18 protein-coding genes and 1 tRNA gene are annotated in these 16,239 nt (G+C 64.5%); 10 read left to right on the top strand and 9 right to left on the bottom strand.

What is annotated here, in order from left to right; translation table 11 throughout:
• Nucleotides 1-22: 22 nt before the first annotated feature.
• From AC1D0O_RS09220 to AC1D0O_RS09210, 3 genes are all read right to left on the bottom strand, one after another.
• Nucleotides 23-244: a hypothetical protein gene (locus AC1D0O_RS09220; RefSeq protein ID WP_477653221.1), complete on the bottom strand. Its 222-nt coding sequence runs from the start codon at nucleotides 242-244 to the stop codon at nucleotides 23-25.
• A 209-nt stretch (nucleotides 245-453) separates the two neighbouring features.
• Nucleotides 454-627 (bottom strand): hypothetical protein, encoded by a 174-nt coding sequence (locus AC1D0O_RS09215; RefSeq protein WP_477653220.1) that lies wholly within the window; start codon nucleotides 625-627, stop codon nucleotides 454-456.
• Nucleotides 624-986, bottom strand: a complete 363-nt coding sequence (locus AC1D0O_RS09210; protein WP_477653219.1) for a hypothetical protein — start codon at nucleotides 984-986, stop codon at nucleotides 624-626. The genes AC1D0O_RS09215 and AC1D0O_RS09210 overlap by 4 nt, the downstream gene beginning before the upstream one ends.
• Nucleotides 987-1,381: 395 nt before the next feature.
• On the opposite strand from AC1D0O_RS09210, the gene AC1D0O_RS09205 reads away from it, so the two are divergent.
• Entirely contained in the window at nucleotides 1,382-1,999 is a 618-nt protein-coding gene (locus AC1D0O_RS09205; RefSeq protein WP_477653218.1) for a DUF502 domain-containing protein, read from the top strand.
• A 131-nt stretch (nucleotides 2,000-2,130) separates the two neighbouring features.
• On the top strand, nucleotides 2,131-3,486 hold the full coding sequence (locus tag AC1D0O_RS09200) for a dicarboxylate/amino acid:cation symporter (RefSeq protein ID WP_477653217.1): 1,356 nt from the start codon (nucleotides 2,131-2,133) through the stop codon (nucleotides 3,484-3,486).
• 107 nt (nucleotides 3,487-3,593) lie between these two features.
• Here AC1D0O_RS09200 and infA read toward each other — a convergent pair whose 3' ends face one another.
• From infA to AC1D0O_RS09180, 4 genes are all read right to left on the bottom strand, one after another.
• Entirely contained in the window at nucleotides 3,594-3,851 is a 258-nt protein-coding gene (infA, locus tag AC1D0O_RS09195) for a translation initiation factor IF-1 (RefSeq protein ID WP_092132708.1), read from the bottom strand.
• A gap of 60 nt (nucleotides 3,852-3,911) precedes the next feature.
• The gene (locus AC1D0O_RS09190; protein WP_477653216.1) at nucleotides 3,912-4,148 is read right to left on the bottom strand and encodes a hypothetical protein; all 237 of its coding nucleotides are present in this window, start codon (nucleotides 4,146-4,148) and stop codon (nucleotides 3,912-3,914) included.
• 468 nt (nucleotides 4,149-4,616) lie between these two features.
• The gene (locus AC1D0O_RS09185; RefSeq protein ID WP_477653215.1) at nucleotides 4,617-5,678 is read right to left on the bottom strand and encodes a response regulator; all 1,062 of its coding nucleotides are present in this window, start codon (nucleotides 5,676-5,678) and stop codon (nucleotides 4,617-4,619) included.
• Nucleotides 5,662-9,192 (bottom strand): hybrid sensor histidine kinase/response regulator, encoded by a 3,531-nt coding sequence (locus tag AC1D0O_RS09180; RefSeq protein WP_477653214.1) that lies wholly within the window; start codon nucleotides 9,190-9,192, stop codon nucleotides 5,662-5,664. The genes AC1D0O_RS09185 and AC1D0O_RS09180 overlap by 17 nt, the downstream gene beginning before the upstream one ends.
• A gap of 170 nt (nucleotides 9,193-9,362) precedes the next feature.
• Here AC1D0O_RS09180 and AC1D0O_RS09175 point away from each other — a divergent pair, with 170 nt between their 5' ends.
• The 8 genes from AC1D0O_RS09175 to ureG all read left to right on the top strand — a co-directional run bounded on the left by AC1D0O_RS09175 (nucleotide 9,363) and on the right by ureG (nucleotide 15,288).
• On the top strand, nucleotides 9,363-9,665 hold the full coding sequence (locus tag AC1D0O_RS09175; RefSeq protein ID WP_007874763.1) for an urease subunit gamma: 303 nt from the start codon (nucleotides 9,363-9,365) through the stop codon (nucleotides 9,663-9,665).
• A 77-nt stretch (nucleotides 9,666-9,742) separates the two neighbouring features.
• Complete coding sequence (locus tag AC1D0O_RS09170) at nucleotides 9,743-10,345, top strand: HupE/UreJ family protein (protein ID WP_477653316.1); 603 nt, start codon at nucleotides 9,743-9,745, stop codon at nucleotides 10,343-10,345.
• A 9-nt stretch (nucleotides 10,346-10,354) separates the two neighbouring features.
• Nucleotides 10,355-10,660: an urease subunit beta gene (locus tag AC1D0O_RS09165; protein ID WP_477653213.1), complete on the top strand. Its 306-nt coding sequence runs from the start codon at nucleotides 10,355-10,357 to the stop codon at nucleotides 10,658-10,660.
• A gap of 24 nt (nucleotides 10,661-10,684) precedes the next feature.
• Nucleotides 10,685-11,362: a LysE family transporter gene (locus tag AC1D0O_RS09160; protein ID WP_477653212.1), complete on the top strand. Its 678-nt coding sequence runs from the start codon at nucleotides 10,685-10,687 to the stop codon at nucleotides 11,360-11,362.
• A 24-nt stretch (nucleotides 11,363-11,386) separates the two neighbouring features.
• Entirely contained in the window at nucleotides 11,387-13,105 is a 1,719-nt protein-coding gene (ureC, locus tag AC1D0O_RS09155) for an urease subunit alpha (protein WP_477653211.1), read from the top strand.
• 32 nt (nucleotides 13,106-13,137) lie between these two features.
• A complete protein-coding gene (gene ureE, locus AC1D0O_RS09150; protein ID WP_477653210.1) occupies nucleotides 13,138-13,857 on the top strand; it encodes an urease accessory protein UreE in 720 nt (239 codons plus the stop codon).
• A gap of 8 nt (nucleotides 13,858-13,865) precedes the next feature.
• Nucleotides 13,866-14,573, top strand: a complete 708-nt coding sequence (locus tag AC1D0O_RS09145) for an urease accessory protein UreF (protein WP_477653209.1) — start codon at nucleotides 13,866-13,868, stop codon at nucleotides 14,571-14,573.
• Between the two features lie 43 nt (nucleotides 14,574-14,616).
• On the top strand, nucleotides 14,617-15,288 hold the full coding sequence (gene ureG, locus AC1D0O_RS09140; RefSeq protein WP_477653208.1) for an urease accessory protein UreG: 672 nt from the start codon (nucleotides 14,617-14,619) through the stop codon (nucleotides 15,286-15,288).
• Between the two features lie 56 nt (nucleotides 15,289-15,344).
• Here the strand turns inward: ureG and AC1D0O_RS09135 are convergent, their stop codons facing one another.
• Together AC1D0O_RS09135 and AC1D0O_RS09130 are read right to left on the bottom strand one after the other, a co-directional pair.
• On the bottom strand, nucleotides 15,345-15,653 hold the full coding sequence (locus AC1D0O_RS09135) for a hypothetical protein (RefSeq protein WP_477653207.1): 309 nt from the start codon (nucleotides 15,651-15,653) through the stop codon (nucleotides 15,345-15,347).
• A 362-nt stretch (nucleotides 15,654-16,015) separates the two neighbouring features.
• Nucleotides 16,016-16,105 (bottom strand) — tRNA-Ser (locus AC1D0O_RS09130).
• Nucleotides 16,106-16,239 lie beyond the last annotated feature (134 nt).

Raw genomic sequence — 16,239 nt, 5'->3', positions numbered from 1 at the left:
GGAATTGCATGACGGATCTGGCTTAGTTGCGGTCAGCCTGTGCGGGACGCTCAGTTGGCGTGACAGCCGTGTCCGTGCTGGTCGAGGGCGTGCTGGGGGTGGTCGTGCTGCCCTGGTTTTGCATGGTCTGGTCTGCCGGCGTGGCAGGCGTCGTGGTGCTGGTGTCCTGGGCATAAGCCAGGCCGATAGCGCCAACCACCGCGGCTGCGGCGACGACGGAAGCCAGGGGTTTCGATGCTCTCATGGTGTACTCCTAAGGTCATGCCCATCACGGGCAATCGGGTTGGTAAATCGCTGGCCTGATTGCCAGCTAGGTTCAATTTACGGCGAGGAGCGGGGTGGGTTTCGTCGGCCTGCTACAGCGCGAGGTGTAGGACAAGCGAGGTCACAAAATGCTACGAGGCTCACGGGCTGATGCATGCGGCCGGCATGAGGGCGCCGCCGTGGAGCCCCTTATTCAAGAGGATTATTGCCGTGGATGCCGTGTTCGGCCTTGATGGCGAGTTGAAGTTTCTCAAGCTCTTCAATGAGCTGGTCTATCTTCGCGAAATCCTTGACGGGTGCGGCCTGCAAGGCTTGCAGCTGTACGCGCAGGCGCGCATAGTCGGCCTCCAGGTCGCGCTTCATGCCGGCACCGCGCCCGGCTTGAGGTGGCCGTTGATGGCGGCGCGCTTGTCGGGGGCGCTTGAAGCGGAGTTGGGCGCGGTCGCGGCGAAGAGTTCGGCCTGCAAGTCGTTCTCGCTGCGCGGCCCGTACTGGAGGTCCGGGCCGACCAGGCGCTGCAGCTCGCCGTAGCCGGTGGCCAGTGCCGTGTCATAGGCTTCGAAGGTGATGTCGGAACAGGAGACGGATTCAAACACTCGCGGATCCTGGAGGCTTTCAAGAATGCGCCAGCAGAATTCGCCGGGCGTGGGCTCCTCGACGGTGAGGGCCAGGGAACGCAAGGGGGCTTTGAGTTGTGCTTTGACCAGTGTGGAATGGCTCATGGAACAGGAATCCTCCAAAAATATCCGGGCAGGCCGGACGTGGCCTTGCAGCGCAGCTTGGAGCGCGGCAAAAAAATATCAAGGGATGCAAACGTAACTTTCAGCGCAGGGGCTGACAGTGGCGGGAACGATGGCGAGGGCGACAAAAAAAACGAAACGGCAAAGGCATGCGGGCCTGTGTCCGGTTTCATCTCTGCAGCCACGTCGGGTTCCATATCGGGTTATTTGCAATGCCGCCAGTTTAAGCATGGAAATATGACAGGCTGCGGTGATTAGTACCCGAAAAATGTAGGAGAAGGCCGACAAGCGCCGGACGGCGGAAGCGTCAACTGAAATGGTTATATTGCAGGCATCGCCAGGCCCGCACGTTGCGGGGCGGCACGAATAAAGAACCCATGAAAAGCCTTTACAAATATTTCTTTCGCGGCCTCATCACCATCCTGCCGGTGGCCTTGACGGTCTACCTGCTGTATATCTTCCTGGCCTGGATGGAAACCGCGGCGCTGTGGGTGCTGCGGCCGCTGATCGGCAGCTTCTACATTCCAGGCCTGGGCCTGGTGTTCGGCGTGCTCAGCATCCTGGTGATCGGCTATCTGGTGTCCAAGCAGAGTGTGCGCAAGCTGCTGTCTTTCGCGGAAATGCCTTTCACCAACCTGCCGGTCGTCAAAAGCATCTATTCCTCGCTCAAGAGCTTCGCCGACTATTTTTCGCCTTCGGGCAAACAGGGCGAGCAAAGTGTGGTGATCCTGCGCATGCCCGGCCATGCGATGGAAATCGTAGGCCTGATCACGCGCCGCGGCTTCGCCGACCTGCCCGCCGGTTTTCTGCCCGGCGAGCGTGTGGCGGTGTATTTGCCCATGGGCTACATGATCGGCGGCTACACGGTGTTCGTGCCGGCCGATTGGGTGCAGCCCATAGACATGTCGGTGGAGGAAGCCATGCGCTCCTCGCTGATCGCCTGGATGGCGCGCCCGCCGGCCACGGGTGCGAGCGGCGGCAGCCACGCCGGTTGAGGACTTCATCGCCGCGCCGGGCGGATTGCGTAAAGATTGTGATCTGTGGTTTCCCACATTGGACAAATCGCACGGCAGGGCTATATTGGGCAGTCCGATCATCACCGCGCACAGCCTGATGCGCCCCGGCCATGACAACAAACACAACAGAGACAACAAGCCGCAAGCCGCCCCTTTACAAATCACTCTACTTCCAGGTGATCTGCGCCGTGATCGCCGGCGTGCTGCTGGGGCATTTTTACCCCGAGGCCGGCAAGCACATGAAGCCGCTGGGCGACGGTTTCATCAAGCTCATCAAGATGATGATCGCACCCATCATCTTCTGCACCGTCGTGATCGGCATCGCCGGCATGGAGGACATGAAGAAGGTCGGCAAGACCGGCGGCCTGGCGCTGCTGTACTTTGAAGTCGTCAGCACCTTCGCGCTGATCATCGGGCTGGTCCTGGTCAACGTGTTCAAGCCGGGCCAGGGCATGAATGTCGACGTTTCCACACTGGACACCAAGGCCATCGCGGCCTATACCGGTCCCGGGAAGATGGTCGGCACGACCGACTTCATCCTGAACATCATCCCGACCACCGTGGTAGACGCCTTCGCCAAGGGCGAAATCCTGCAGGTGCTGCTGATCGCGGTGATGTTCGGCTTCGCGCTGCACCGCTTCGGCGGGCGCGGCACGCTGGTGTTCGATTTCGTCGAGAAGGCCTCGCACGTGCTGTTCACCATCGTCGGCTTCATCATGAAGGTGGCGCCCATAGGCGCTTTCGGCGCCATGGCCTTCACCATAGGCGCGTACGGCGTGGACAGCCTGGTGTCGCTGGGCAAGCTGATGGCCGCTTTCTACGCGACCTGCCTCATCTTCATCTTCGTGGTGCTGGGGACCATCGCGCGCATCCACGGTTTCAGCATCTGGAAGTTCATCAAGTACATCAAGGAAGAACTGCTGATCGTGCTGGGCACCTCTTCCTCCGAATCCGTGCTGCCGCGCATGATGGAAAAGATGGAGAACCTGGGCGCGAAAAAGACCACTGTAGGCCTGGTGATCCCGACCGGCTATTCCTTCAACCTGGACGGCACGTCCATCTACCTCACGATGGCGGCGGTGTTCATCGCGCAGGCCACCAACACACCGATGACGCTGACGCAGGAGCTCACGCTGCTGGCGGTGCTGCTGCTAACGTCCAAGGGGGCGGCCGGCATCACCGGCAGCGGTTTCATCGTGCTGGCCGCCACGCTGTCGGCCGTGGGCACCGTGCCGGTGGCCGGGCTGGCGCTGATCCTGGGCATAGACCGCTTCATGTCGGAAGCGCGGGCGCTGACCAACCTGATCGGCAATGGCGTGGCCACGCTGGTAGTGGCCAAATGGACCAACGAGCTGGATACCGGCCGGCTCAAGGCCGCGCTCGACAACGAGAACTGGGTCGAGGCCCAGGAACCCGAGGTGCTGCTCGATAAAAAGACCGAACACATGGCGACCGGCCACCACTGAAGCTGTTCACGACCCAGGCAAGATTGAGACAGAAATGACAAAGCCCGGCAGGAGGAGAAAAATCTCCACCTGCCGGGCTTTGTGCTTTATGGGGGCAAGCCGCTGGTTTAACGGGCCTGGCGTGGCGCGGGGCCTGGGCCGCGGCCTGCGATGTGCCGGAAGGTGATCCGGCCCTTGCTCAGGTCGTAAGGCGACAGTTCCAGCGACACTTGGTCGCCGGCAAGGATGCGGATATGGTTCTTGCGCATCTTGCCCGAGGTGTAAGCCACAAGCTTGTGGCCGTTGTCGAGCGTGACGCGAAAGCGCGAATCCGGCAACACTTCGTCAACCAGTCCATGCATTTCAATCAGTTCTTCTTTGGCCATGATGTAACTCCTAGGGAATTGAAAAAATTGTCGGTGATGTCTGTTGCGGCGGGCAAAGCCTCAGGCGCAGGCGGGCGCCGAGCGCTCGTTGATCCAGCGCAGGGCGTGTTCCGTCGCGTAGTGCACGGCCGCGGCCGCGCTGTCGAAGAGGCCGCTGAAACGCAGCACGCGGTCGTGCGTGGCGCTGCCGCGTCCTGAGCGGATGGAGACCGATGCAGCGAAGCCTTCGCCTTGCTGTTTGGCCAGTGGTGAGACAAGGTACTTGCCCACCGCGATTTTGGTGTGATCTACGTTCATAAAAAGTCCATGCCAGGTATGTGTCCCGGCTTGATAAATAAGGAGAATCGGCTTGCGAGCAAGCCGGCGGGTGTTCGGTGTCCACCCACCTGGCCCTTGGCAGGGGCTGGGCTGGTTGAGCCATGCGTGGGCACTGTCGGGAATAGTGCTCGCCGGAAAAACGGAACAGTGCTGAGAGGGTTCAGGGCTGTATGGGCACTGAAAACACTGTGGATTCGGGCTCTGGGAAGCGCCGCAATTGAGAAGGAAGCCTGTTGGGAGGAGGCCTCAATGTAAAAAGCTGATGCTTTACCGAAGCTCTCATTATAACCGCCCGACGCAAATCGCGCTTTTGACCTGGCACAACCAACGGCGGGCCCTGTCTTCTTGCAAGCAGGGGCCGCGGAACCGGCTTTGCCGGGCCGCAGGCGCAGCGTCCCCTCGGGGGGCAGCGCAGTACGCGAAGCGACAAGCGTGGGGGCTCTATCTCTAGCCTTCAAACTGCGGGTGCAGCTGGCGGATCCGGTTCATGGCCATGCCCGCTGCGGCGGTGCGGGTTTCCACGCCCAGCTTGGCGTAGACACGCTCCAGGTGCTTCTTCACGGTGGCCGGGCTGGAGCCCAGGATGTCGCCGATGTCGCGGTTGGTCTTGCCCTTGACCACCCAGTACAGCACTTCGGCCTCGCGGGCCGTGAGCTTGAAGCTCAGACTCATGGCCTCCACCACCGCATCGTCGGATATCTCGCGCATCACGATCAGCCAGTCGCCGCTGACACCCCCTCCACTTCCACCTCCAACCCCGCCTTCGCCGTCACCGGTCTGCCGGTGCAGCCGGAAGGTCAGCCGGCGCGGCCCCTGCTCCACCGCCAGGCGCGGCGGCTCGACCTGCCGTTCCGCGTCCGCTACGTGGTTGCGCAGCCAGTCCAGCACGGGCTCGGGCGTCTGCGGCGCCGAGGTGCCGTAATAGCGCATCAGGAGCTCGCGCGCCAGCGGCGTCTGCCAGACCAGCCGGCCGTCGGCCGTGCCGCCCATGCGCACCGTGATGCTGGCATAACCGAAGGCGTCCAGCGCGTTGCGCGCCTGGCCGGCCTGGCGCGCCTCCTGGCGGGCGCGGCGAGCGCCCTGCAGGTGCACGCCCATGCGCGCCATCACTTCCTTGGGCTTGATGRGCTTGGTCACATAGTCCACGCCGCCGGCTTCCAGCGCGGCCACCAGGTGCTCGGTTTCGGTGAGGCCGGTCATGAAGATGATGGGGATGTGGGTGGTCTCGGCCATGGCCTTGAGGCGCTTGGCGACTTCAAAGCCGTCCATGCCGGGCATCATGGCGTCCAGCAGCACGATATCGGGCCTGGCCTGCAGCGCGCGCTGCAGCGCGGCCTCGCCGCTGGTGGCCACCAGAACGGTGTAGCCCGATTCATCGAGCGCGTCGTGCAGCACCGACAAGTTGTCGGGCACGTCATCCACGATCAGCACGACGTCGCTGTTGGCCCGGTCCAGCGTGCGGTCCAGGCTGCGGTTGAGCACGGGGGAATCTTCAAGCACGCGGCTCATGGCTGGCCTCCTGGTTGGCGAGCTGGCGGCCCATGGCCTCGAACTGGAACTGCCGCGCCAGCACGCGCATGTCGTCGACAAACGCGGCGGTGTCCGGTTGCTGCCGCTCTATTTCGGCCAGCATGTTCATGATGCCCCGGTAAAAGCCGAGGCTGACCACCTCCTGCAAGGCGGCCAATTGTGAGGCGTTCGGCAGCACGCGCCGCGGGGGCGTTGCCGCGGGCGAGGCTTCCGCGGCCGGCGTGTCATAACGCCACACCAGCGACAAGCGCCGCTCCAGCCAGGCGATCAGCTCGGTGTGGCGCACGGGCTTCAGGATGAAGTCCTCGGGAAGGATGCCGGCGTCGTTGTCCATGCCCTTGTCAAAGGCATTGGCCGACACAATGGCCAGGTGTATGCCTTGATGGCCGGAACCGCGCACGCGGCGCAGCGCCTCCCAGCCGTCTATGCCCGGCATGGCCAGGTCCATGAAGATCACGTCGGGCTGGTAACCGGCGGCCAGCAGGTCCAGGCAGTCGTGGCCGCTGGCGGCGGTGCGCAGCTCAAAGCCCATGGGCTGCAGAAGCTGCACCAGCAGCTCGCGGTCGGGCTCCTCGTTGTCGACGACCAGCAGCTTACGGCGCGGGCCCTCGTAGCCGCGCGGCCGGCGCCGCACCGGCGGGGCGGCTGTGTCCCTGGCGGCGCCCGCCGGCAGGTGCACCTCGGGCAGGAACAGCCGGATGCGGAAGACAGAGCCCTGGCCCGGCGTGCTCACCACCGTCATCTCGCCGCCCATCAGGTCGGTCAGCATCTTGGCGATGGTCAGGCCCAGGCCGGCGCCCGGCGTGCCTTCGGCGGTCTGGCCCGCGGCCGCGCCGCGCGCGAAGGGCTCGAAGATGCGCGCGAGTTCCGCCTCGCGCATGCCGGGGCCGGTGTCCTCGATGTCGATGTAGGCCATCTCGCGCGCATGGCGCAGCCGGAAGGTCACCTGACCCTGCGCCGTGAACTTGATGGCATTGCCCAGCAGGTTGATGAGGATTTGCCGCACGCGCTTTTCGTCGGCGCGCACCAGCTCGGGCAGGTTGCCGCTGGCCTCGAAGTGGAAGGCCAGGCCTTTGGCCGCGGCCTGCAGCTCGAACATGCCGGCCATCTCGTGCACACAATCCGCGAAATGCATGGGCTTGACGTTGAGCGTGAGCTTGCCGGCCTCGATGCGCGCGATGTCCAGCGTGCCTTCGATCAGCGACAGTAGGTGCTCGCCGCCGCGCTTGATGACGCTGACGGCCTGCTTGCGGTGCGGCGGGATGGCGCTGTCCTCGCCCATCAACTGCGCATAACCCAGGATGCTGTTGAGCGGCGTGCGCAGCTCGTGGCTGATGGCGCTGATATAGCGGCTCTTGGCCTGGTTGGCCTGGTCGGCATGGTGGCGCGCCTCTTCGGCCACCAGTTTGGCCTGCTGCAGCGCCTCGTCGGTCTGCCGGTGCGACTCGATCTCGCGCATCAGCAGATGCGTCTGGCGGTTCGATTCTTCCTGCGCGACCTGCCGGCTCTTGTGCGCCAGCACCAGCCACCAGGCGACCAGGCCGGCAATCACCAGCAGCGCCATATAGGCTTTGAGGAAACCCGACTTCAGGGCCGGCTCGGACGGCGTCAAATCCGACAGTGCGCTGAGCTCCTGGTGGTAGAGCAGGCCGAACACGCTGGCCAGCAGCGGCACGATGATCAGCATCAGCAGCAGGAAGTGGCCCAGGCCCGTATCAAGGTAAGGCCAGGCGCGGCGCGGCAGCAGCCAGCGCAGCGCGCCAGACCATTGCGCCGACAAACTTGCGTGCGGCTTGCACAGGTCACCGCAGCGCGCGTCCAGCGTGCAGCACAGGGAGCAGATGGGGCCCTGGTAGGCCGGGCAATGCGCCATGTCCGGGCCTTCGTAGGCGCGCTCGCAGATCACGCATTGCTGCGTCGCATAACGCTTGTAGGTGCCCTCCCCTGAGGCTGCGCCCGAAGTGCGCGCGATGTAGTAGCGGCCTTTGGTGGCCCAGGCAATCAGCGGCGCCGTGACAAAAGCCGTCCCCATAGCGATCACCGCGGAAAAGGCCTGCGCCATATCGCCGTACAACCCCAGGTGCGCCGTGATGGACAACACCGAGGCCAGGGCCATCGCGCCGACACCGACCGGGTTGATGTCATACAGGTGCGCGCGCTTGAATTCAATGCCCGGCGGGCTCAGGCCCAGCGGCTTGTTGATGACGAGATCCGCCACCACCGCCATCACCCAGGCGATCGCGATGTTCGAATACAGGCCCAGCACGTCGCCCAGCGCCTGGAACACGTTCATCTCCATCAGCATGAAGGCGATCAGCGTGTTGAACACCACCCACACCACGCGGCCCGGGTGGCTGTGCGTAATGCGCGAGAAGAAATTCGACCAGGCCAGCGAGCCCGCATAGGCGTTGGTCACGTTGATCTTGAGCTGCGACACCACCACGAAGAGCGCGGTCGCGGCCACGGCCATGCCGTAGTGCGGGAACACGTATTCGTAAGCCGCGAGGTACATCTGGTTGGGGTCCACCGCGCGGTCCAGCGGCACCATGTTGGAAATCGCCAGGTAGGCGAGAAAGGCGCCGCCCAGCATCTTCACCACGCCCAAAAACACCCAGCCCGGCCCGCCCACCAGCACGCCGCCCCACCAGCGCCAGCGGTTGGCCGTCGTCTGCACCGGCATGAAGCGCAAATAGTCGGCTTGCTCACCCATCTGGGTGATCAGCGCGATGCCTACGGTCAGCGCAGCACCAAACAGGTGCAAATTAAACTCGCCGCCCACGCCCTTCTCACCGCCGTAGTGCAGCACGCCCGAAAAAGCACCAGGATCGCGCAGCAGCACAAATACAAAGGGCACGACCAGCATGACCAGCCACAAGGGCTGCGTCCAGACCTGCAGGCGCGAGATGGCCGACACGCCGTGGGTGACCAGCGGAATCACCACCAGCGCGCAGATCAAATAGCCCCAGCTCGGCGGGATGCCCAGCGCCAGGTCCAGCGCATAGGCCATGACGGCCGCCTCCAACGCGAAAAAGATAAAGGTGAAGGAGGCGTAGATCAGCGAGGTCAGCGTGGAGCCTATGTAGCCGAAACCGGCGCCGCGCGTCAGCAGGTCCATGTCCACGCCGTAGCGCGCCGCGTAAATGCTGATGGGCAGGCCGGCCAGGAAGATGATCAGGCCGGTGGCGACGATGGCCCAGAAGGCGTTGGTGAAACCGTACTTGACCAGCAAGGTGGCGCCCACCGCCTCCAGGATCAGGAAGGAGGCCGCGCCGAAGGCGGTGTTGGCGACCCGCCACTCCGACCACTTGCGAAAGCGCTGCGGCGTGAAGCGCAGCGCGTAGTCTTCCATGGTTTCGCTGGCCACCCAGCTGTTGTAGTCGCGCCTGACCTTGATGATGCGCTGCAGCGGCGCTTCGGCGCCGCCCGCCAACGGCGCGGCCGCGGCCGTCTCGGGCGGCGGTGGCGGCGACAGGGGCGTGAGCGGGGCGTCCATGGGGTGGGCAGATGCGCCGGGCGCGTGGTGATTGACCCTGCTCAAGTGCATGTTCTGTGCCATGCCTCCCCGTGAGCCCGGCCAGGCTGGACCGTGGACGGCTTCTTATGGCACCATTCTTGCACCCCGGCAAGCATCCCCAAGCCGGCAGCCTGCCCTGAGAGAGCCCCATGGAATTGACGCCCCGCGAAAAAGACAAGCTGCTTATTTTTACGGCTGCCCTGCTGGCCGAAAGGCGCCGCGCCCGCGGCTTGAAGCTCAACTACCCTGAGTCCGTGGCACTGATCAGCGCGGCGGTCATGGAAGGCGCGCGCGACGGCAAATCCGTCGCCCAGCTCATGAGCGAGGGCCGCACGGTGTTGACCCGCGCCGATGTGATGGACGGCATCCCCGAGCTGATCCCCGATATCCAGGTCGAAGCCACTTTTCCCGACGGCACCAAGCTGGTCACCGTGCACCAGCCCATCGTCTGAAGGCCGTTTTTCTCGCTTCGCATTTCCGCTTCAAACCCAGAACATCCGCTCAACAGGAGATTGCCGTGAGTTCCTACCTGCCCCCATCCCGCGCCCTGCGCGCCTTGCTGGTCCTGGGAGCCGTGCTGCCCGCCGCCGCCTTCGCGCACACCGGCGTGGACGGCCACTCGCACCTGGATTTCATGACCGGTTTCCTGCACCCGCTGACGGGCATGGACCACCTCGCGGCCATGGTGGCGGTGGGCCTGTGGAGCGCACTGGCCGCGCGCCGCGCCGGACCCGGGCTGCTCTGGGGCCCGCTGGGCTTTGCGGGCATGTTGCTGGCGGGCGCGGTGCTGGGCCTGCAGGGCGTGCAGATTCCAGCGGTCGAGCCCATGATCGCGGCCTCGCTGCTGGTCACCGGCCTGCTGGTCGTGACGCGCTGGCAGGTGACTGGTATCGCTGCCGCGCTCATCGTCGGCGTGTTCGCGGCCTTCCACGGCCTGGCCCATGGCTATGAATTGGCCGAGGCACCCAGCGCCTGGGCCACGCTGTCGGGCATGCTGGCCGCGACCGTGCTGCTGCACCTGGCGGGCCTGAGTACCGGCTGGGCGCTGCGCAGCGCCAATGTATGGCTGCCGCGCGCGGCCGGCGCCGCCGTCGCTCTCTTCGGTGTGGCCCTGCTGGCCCGGCTGGCCTGAGGACTCAACATGATTCCCGGAGAACTCATCACCGACGGCGCGGACCACGTGCTCAACGCTGGCCGGCGCACGCTGACCGTCGTCGTGCAAAACACGGCCGACCGGCCCATCCAGGTCGGCTCGCATTACCACTTCGCTGAAACCAACGGTGCGCTCGGCTTTGACCGCGATGCGGCGCGCGGCATGCGGCTCAACATCGCGTCGGGCACGGCCGTGCGTTTTGAGCCCGGCCAGCAGCGCACGGTTGAGCTGGTGGATTTCGCCGGTGAACGAAACGTCTATGGCTTTCGCGGCCTGGTCCAAGGCGGGCTCTGAGCCCCGCCAACCCAGGGCAAAGCCATGACGACACTGTTCATCTCCGCGTTTTTCCTGGGCTTGGTCTTTAATGCCGCGCCCGGAGCGGTATTTGCCGAGACGGTGCGCCAGGGCGTGCGCGGCGGCTTCCGGCCGGCCTTCCTGGTGCAGGCGGGCTCGCTGGTGGGAGACGCCGTGTGGGCAATCCTGGGCCTTGCAGGCATAGGCATGGCCATGCAATTCGATGCCTTGCGCTGGCCGCTGGGCCTGGCGGGCGCCGCCTACCTGGCCTGGCTGTCCTGGGACAGCTGGCAGGCCGCGCGGGTTGAACACACGATGGACGCCGGCGCTGCAACGGCCGGCCAGGGCGCCCTGGAAAAAGGCATGGCGCTGTCGCTGACCAACCCGCAAAACATCGCCTACTGGGCCGCCATAGGCGGCGCGATGGGTGCGGTAGGCGTCGCCCACCCCGGCGCAGCGGACTACGCCGTCTTTTTTTCCGGCTTCATGGTCGCGTCCGTCGTGTGGTGTTTTGTGTGTGCCGCCGTGGTTGACCGCGTGTTCCGCCGCCTGGGCGCGCGCTGGGCCCGGTTCACCTACCGCCTCTGCGCGGTGGCCCTGCTGGCACTGGCCCTGGGCACGCTGCGCGAGCTTTTTTATCCGGTGGCCGGCGGTGCGGCGAACGGGCCGCGCACCAGCCAACCCACAAGGCCTACGCCGTAATTTTTCTGAATCAAGGACACAACGATGGCAACGATTGGACGCCGCGCCTATGCGGAAATGTTCGGCCCCACGGTCGGTGACCGCCTGCGCCTGGCCGACACCGAGCTGGTGGTCGAAGTCGAGGCTGACTACACCTTGCGCGCCGGCAGCTACGGCGAGGAAGTCAAGTTCGGCGGCGGCAAAACCATTCGCGACGGCATGGCCCAGTCGCAGAAAACCCGGGCCGAAGGCAGCATGGACTGCGTGATGACGAATGCGCTCATCATCGACCACTGGGGCATCATCAAGGCCGACATCGGCCTCAAGGGCGGGCGCATCGCCGCCATCGGCAAGGCCGGCAACCCCGACACCCAGCCCGGCGTCGACATGATTATCGGCCCCGGCACCGAGATCATCAGCTGCGAAGGCATGATCGTCACCGCCGGCGGCATCGACTCCCACATCCACTTCATCTGCCCGCAGCAGATCGAGGAAGCATTGACCGCCGGCATCACCACCATGCTGGGCGGCGGCACCGGCCCGGCCACCGGCACCTTCGCCACCACCTGTACGCCCGGCCCCTGGAACATCGAGCGCATGCTGCAGGCGGCCGACGCCTTCCCGATGAACCTGGGCTTCCTGGGCAAAGGCAACGCCAGCCTGCCCGCCGCGCTGCATGAGCAGATCAACGCCGGCGTGATCGGCCTGAAGCTGCACGAAGACTGGGGCACCACGCCGGCCGCCATCAGCAACTGCCTGGACGTGGCGGAAGAAACCGACACCCAGGTCGCCATCCACAGCGACACGCTCAATGAGTCGGGCTTTGTCGAGAACACGATTGCCGCGACCAAGGGCCGCAGCCTGTGCGCCTTCCACACCGAAGGCGCGGGCGGCGGCCATGCGCCCGACATCCTGCGCGTGGTCGGCGAGGAGAACTTCCTGCCCTCCTCCACCAACCCCACCATGCCCTACACCGTCAACACGCTCGACGAACACGTCGACATGCTGATGGTGTGCCATCACCTGGATGCCGGCATCGCCGAAGACCTGGCCTTCGCCGAGAGCCGCATCCGCAAGGAAACCATCGCCGCCGAGGATGTGCTGCACGACCTGGGCGCGATCAGCATGTTCAGCTCCGACAGCCAGGCCATGGGCCGCGTCGGCGAGGTCATCATCCGCACTTGGCAGACCGCGCACAAGATGAAGCTGCAGCGCGGAAAGCTGCCCGGCGACAGCGAGCGCCACGACAACTTCCGCGCCAAACGCTACATCAGCAAATACACCATCAACCCGGCCATCGCCCACGGCATCTCGCACGAGGTCGGCTCGGTCGAGCCCGGCAAGTGGGCCGACCTGGTGGTCTGGAAGCCGGCCTTCTTCGGTATCAAGCCCTCGGTGATCCTCAAGGGCGGCTTTATCGCCATGGCGGCCATGGGCGACCCAAACGCCTCCATCCCCACGCCGCAGCCTGTGCATTACCGCCCCATGTTCGGCGGCTTTGGCGGCGCCATCGCCAGGGGTTCGCTGACCTTTGTTTCGCAGGCCGGGCTCAACGCCGGCGTCAAGGAGCGCTTCGGCCTGGCCAAGACCCTGAGCGCCGTGAAGAACGTGCGCGGCGTGCGCAAGCAGCACATGGTCCACAATGCCTACCTGCCCAGCATGGAAGTCGACCCGCAGACCTACGCTGTGCGAGCCGACGGCCAGCTGCTGACCTGCGAGCCGGCCAGCAGCCTGCCGATGACGCAGCGCTACTTCCTGTTCTGAATCCCGCTCTCCCGTCCTGTTTTTAAGGCCCCATGCTCCAGGTTTCCAAAGTCATTCCACAAGGCGCGGGTCTGGCCCCCGTCCTCGTCAAACGCGCCGCCACCGTCGAGCTCGACTGGGACGTGCGCCAGAAAAGCCGTTTCGACGCGACCGACTCGCTGGGCCGCCAGCTCGGCGTGTTCCTTCCGCGCGGCACACTGGTGCGCGGCGGCGACGTGCTGGTGGCTGAAGACGGCTCCATGGTCAAGGTGATTGCCGCGCCGCAGGCGGTGCTGCGCATCACCGCCTGCACATCGCATGGCTCGCCCTTTGACCTGACACGCGCGGCCTACCACCTGGGCAACCGGCATGTGCCGATAGAGCTCAAGCCCGATCACCTGAAGATAGAGCCCGACCACGTGCTGGCCGACATGCTGCGCGCCATGCATCTGATCGTGAATGCGGCGGAGGAGGCCTTCGAGCCAGAAGGTGGCGCCTACAGCTCGGGCGGACATAGGCATGGGCACGATCACGGGGACCATGCGCACAGTCATGCGCCTGTTGCCGCGGCCGCTACCGCCGAGCCGATGCCGCACGCGCACGGGCCCGGCTGCAACCACGACCACGACCACGACCACGACCACGACCACGACCACGACCACGACCACGACCACGACCATGACCATGACCATGACCATGACCATCACGACCATGCGCACGAGGTCAAGCCCGTGGCCGTCCAGGTCCACAAACACAAGCCGCACAGCCACTAGGCCCACCCGTGGACACGCCCACACCGCCCGCGACCTCCTTGCCGGCGTCCAGCCTGCTCCAGCTGATCTGGCTGGCCTCACCCGCCTTGCCCGTGGGCGGCTTTTCTTATTCGGAAGGCCTGGAAGCCGCCGTCGACTGCGGCGAGGTCACAACCGAGGACATGGCCGCGCGCTGGCTCAGCGACCAGCTCCAGCTGGCCCTCACCCGCGGCGACCTGGCCGTGATTGCCCAGGCGATTCCGGCCTGGCGCGAAGGTGACCTGGAGCGCATCGCCGAATTGAACGCCTGGGTGTTGCAGACGCGCGAGACCAGCGAGCTGCGCGCGCAGGCCGAACAAATGGGCCGGTCATTGCTCGAATGGCTGCGCAACCATGAAGGCGCCAGCGCCGCGCACATCGCGGCCTGCGCCCAGATGCAGCCGACTTATCCCGTGGCCTATGCGCTCGCTGCCTCACAAACCGCTGCCGCCGTGCGCGACTGCCTGCTGGCCTATGCCTTTGGCTGGGCCGAGAACATGATGCAGGCGGCGATCAAGTCCGTACCGCTGGGCCAGAGCGCCGGCCAGCGCATACTGGCCCAGCTGAGCCGCGACATTCCCGGCGCGGTCGAGACGGCGATGTGCCTGCCCGACGGCGAGCGCCAGGCTTTTTCCCCCATGCTGGCGATTCTGTCGTCGCAGCACGAAACCCAGTATTCGCGGCTGTTCCGCTCCTGATCCCGTCCACGCCGCCCTCTTTCACGATCTTCAAGGTATCCCCATGAGCCTGCACCACATCCCCAACCGCACCAAAAAACTGCCCCCCCTGCGCGTGGGCATAGGCGGCCCGGTGGGCTCCGGCAAGACCACGCTGCTCGAAATGCTGTGCAAGGGCATGAAGGCGAAGTACGACCTGGTCGCCATCACCAACGACATCTACACCAAGGAAGACCAGCGCCTGTTAACCGTGAGCGGCGCGCTCGACGCCGAACGCATCATGGGCGTGGAGACCGGCGGCTGCCCGCACACCGCGATCCGCGAGGATGCCTCCATCAACCTGGAGGCGATTGACCGCATGCTGGTGGATTTCCCCGATGCCGACGTCGTGTTCGTGGAGTCCGGCGGCGACAACCTGGCGGCCACCTTCAGCCCCGAACTGAGCGATTTGACGATTTACGTGATTGACGTGGCCGCAGGCGAGAAGATCCCGCGCAAGGGCGGCCCGGGCATTACGAAGAGCGATTTATTCGTGATCAACAAGACCGACCTGGCGCCTTATGTTGGTGCGGACCTGGAAGTAATGAAAAAAGACACCACCCGCATGCGCACGACACCCAAGGGTTTGAAACCATTTGTAATGACGAACCTCAAAACCCAGGTCGGCCTGGCCGAGGTGATTGCTTTCATCGAAACCCGAGGAATGTTGTTGCAGCCCAACACAACGGCCGCCTGAAGCGGGCCTAAAGCATTAAACGGGCGGCGGCGACAAGCGCCGGTGAGCCAGGGCGCTTAGCTCTGGAATTCGCTGGGATGCACTGTTTCGTACATCTTGCCGTCGCGGAAAAAGACCACCATCCAGTTGCCGAACTTTTGCGAAGGATGGGTGGGAATCACCTCGTTCAAGGCCTGCGCGATCGACTTCTTGACCGGCAGTTCGATCTCCTGGGCGTCCGGCGTCAGGGCGTCGACGCTGATCAGCATGAATGTGCCCCTGTCTTGCATATCCACCCGCGGGAACGACCAGCGGGCTGCGGTTGCCTTGACAAAAGCGGTGGCCACCTTTTCGGCGACTTCGGGGTGGAAAGCAGGAATAGTCATAGGAGTATTCGGTTGGAAGGATGCTGTAACTGAATGTTTCCATGATGACGCGAGCCGCGCTTTTCGTCACTGCCCTGAAAAAGGTTTTCAAATGGTAGCGGGAATAGTTCCGGGTAATAGTTCCGGTTTTTTTGGTCTGTTTGTTGCTGAGGGGCTTGGGAATCCCCTTGGCGGCCAAAAGCATGAGTTGCGGGCTTAGCCGGAAATTGGCTTGCGCATAGCAATAACCTGGGCAGCCGGCATGCGTGCTGGCCGTAGGACTTGCTGTCGAGCGAGAGAGGGTCAGAGCACTGCGGTGCGGTTACGGCGCCAGGCCGAACCGGAGGTGCGCTGTTGGCAGGGCTGAACTTGTGCCACACAAGTGGCGGAAGCGGTGAGATTCGAACTCACGGAGGACTTGCATCCTCGGCAGTTTTCAAGACTGCTGCATTCAACCGCTCTGCCACGCTTCCGAGTCGGGTAGTTTAACCGCATCGTTTGTGATGCCGCAGAACCACGGCCAGTTCAAACGGATGCTCTGACGGGTATCGAACCAGCATGCGCTGCCAATGGTGCCCAGTTCCACGTCATGCCCGGTTGCCTGCAA

Source organism: Polaromonas sp. P1_F2, assembly GCF_056405735.1.
The sequence above is the reverse complement of the archived record's forward strand: the minus strand, read 5'-3'. Positions and strand labels throughout refer to the sequence as shown.

What these genes read in the sequence shown, in the direction of transcription:
- ureC (WP_477653211.1), top strand. Translation starts at nt 11,387, where the DNA reads ATGGCAACGATTGGACGCCGCGCCTATGCGGAAATGTTCGGCCCCACG.
- AC1D0O_RS09135 (WP_477653207.1), bottom strand. Translation starts at nt 15,653, where the DNA reads ATGACTATTCCTGCTTTCCACCCCGAAGTCGCCGAAAAGGTGGCCACC.
- AC1D0O_RS09210 (WP_477653219.1), bottom strand. Translation starts at nt 986, where the DNA reads ATGAGCCATTCCACACTGGTCAAAGCACAACTCAAAGCCCCCTTGCGT.
- AC1D0O_RS09165 (WP_477653213.1), top strand. Translation starts at nt 10,355, where the DNA reads ATGATTCCCGGAGAACTCATCACCGACGGCGCGGACCACGTGCTCAAC.
- AC1D0O_RS09190 (WP_477653216.1), bottom strand. Translation starts at nt 4,148, where the DNA reads ATGAACGTAGATCACACCAAAATCGCGGTGGGCAAGTACCTTGTCTCA.
- infA (WP_092132708.1), bottom strand. Translation starts at nt 3,851, where the DNA reads ATGGCCAAAGAAGAACTGATTGAAATGCATGGACTGGTTGACGAAGTG.
- AC1D0O_RS09220 (WP_477653221.1), bottom strand. Translation starts at nt 244, where the DNA reads ATGAGAGCATCGAAACCCCTGGCTTCCGTCGTCGCCGCAGCCGCGGTG.
- AC1D0O_RS09200 (WP_477653217.1), top strand. Translation starts at nt 2,131, where the DNA reads ATGACAACAAACACAACAGAGACAACAAGCCGCAAGCCGCCCCTTTAC.
- ureG (WP_477653208.1), top strand. Translation starts at nt 14,617, where the DNA reads ATGAGCCTGCACCACATCCCCAACCGCACCAAAAAACTGCCCCCCCTG.
- AC1D0O_RS09160 (WP_477653212.1), top strand. Translation starts at nt 10,685, where the DNA reads ATGACGACACTGTTCATCTCCGCGTTTTTCCTGGGCTTGGTCTTTAAT.
- ureE (WP_477653210.1), top strand. Translation starts at nt 13,138, where the DNA reads ATGCTCCAGGTTTCCAAAGTCATTCCACAAGGCGCGGGTCTGGCCCCC.
- AC1D0O_RS09205 (WP_477653218.1), top strand. Translation starts at nt 1,382, where the DNA reads ATGAAAAGCCTTTACAAATATTTCTTTCGCGGCCTCATCACCATCCTG.
- AC1D0O_RS09175 (WP_007874763.1), top strand. Translation starts at nt 9,363, where the DNA reads ATGGAATTGACGCCCCGCGAAAAAGACAAGCTGCTTATTTTTACGGCT.
- AC1D0O_RS09180 (WP_477653214.1), bottom strand. Translation starts at nt 9,192, where the DNA reads ATGGACGCCCCGCTCACGCCCCTGTCGCCGCCACCGCCGCCCGAGACG.
- AC1D0O_RS09215 (WP_477653220.1), bottom strand. Translation starts at nt 627, where the DNA reads ATGAAGCGCGACCTGGAGGCCGACTATGCGCGCCTGCGCGTACAGCTG.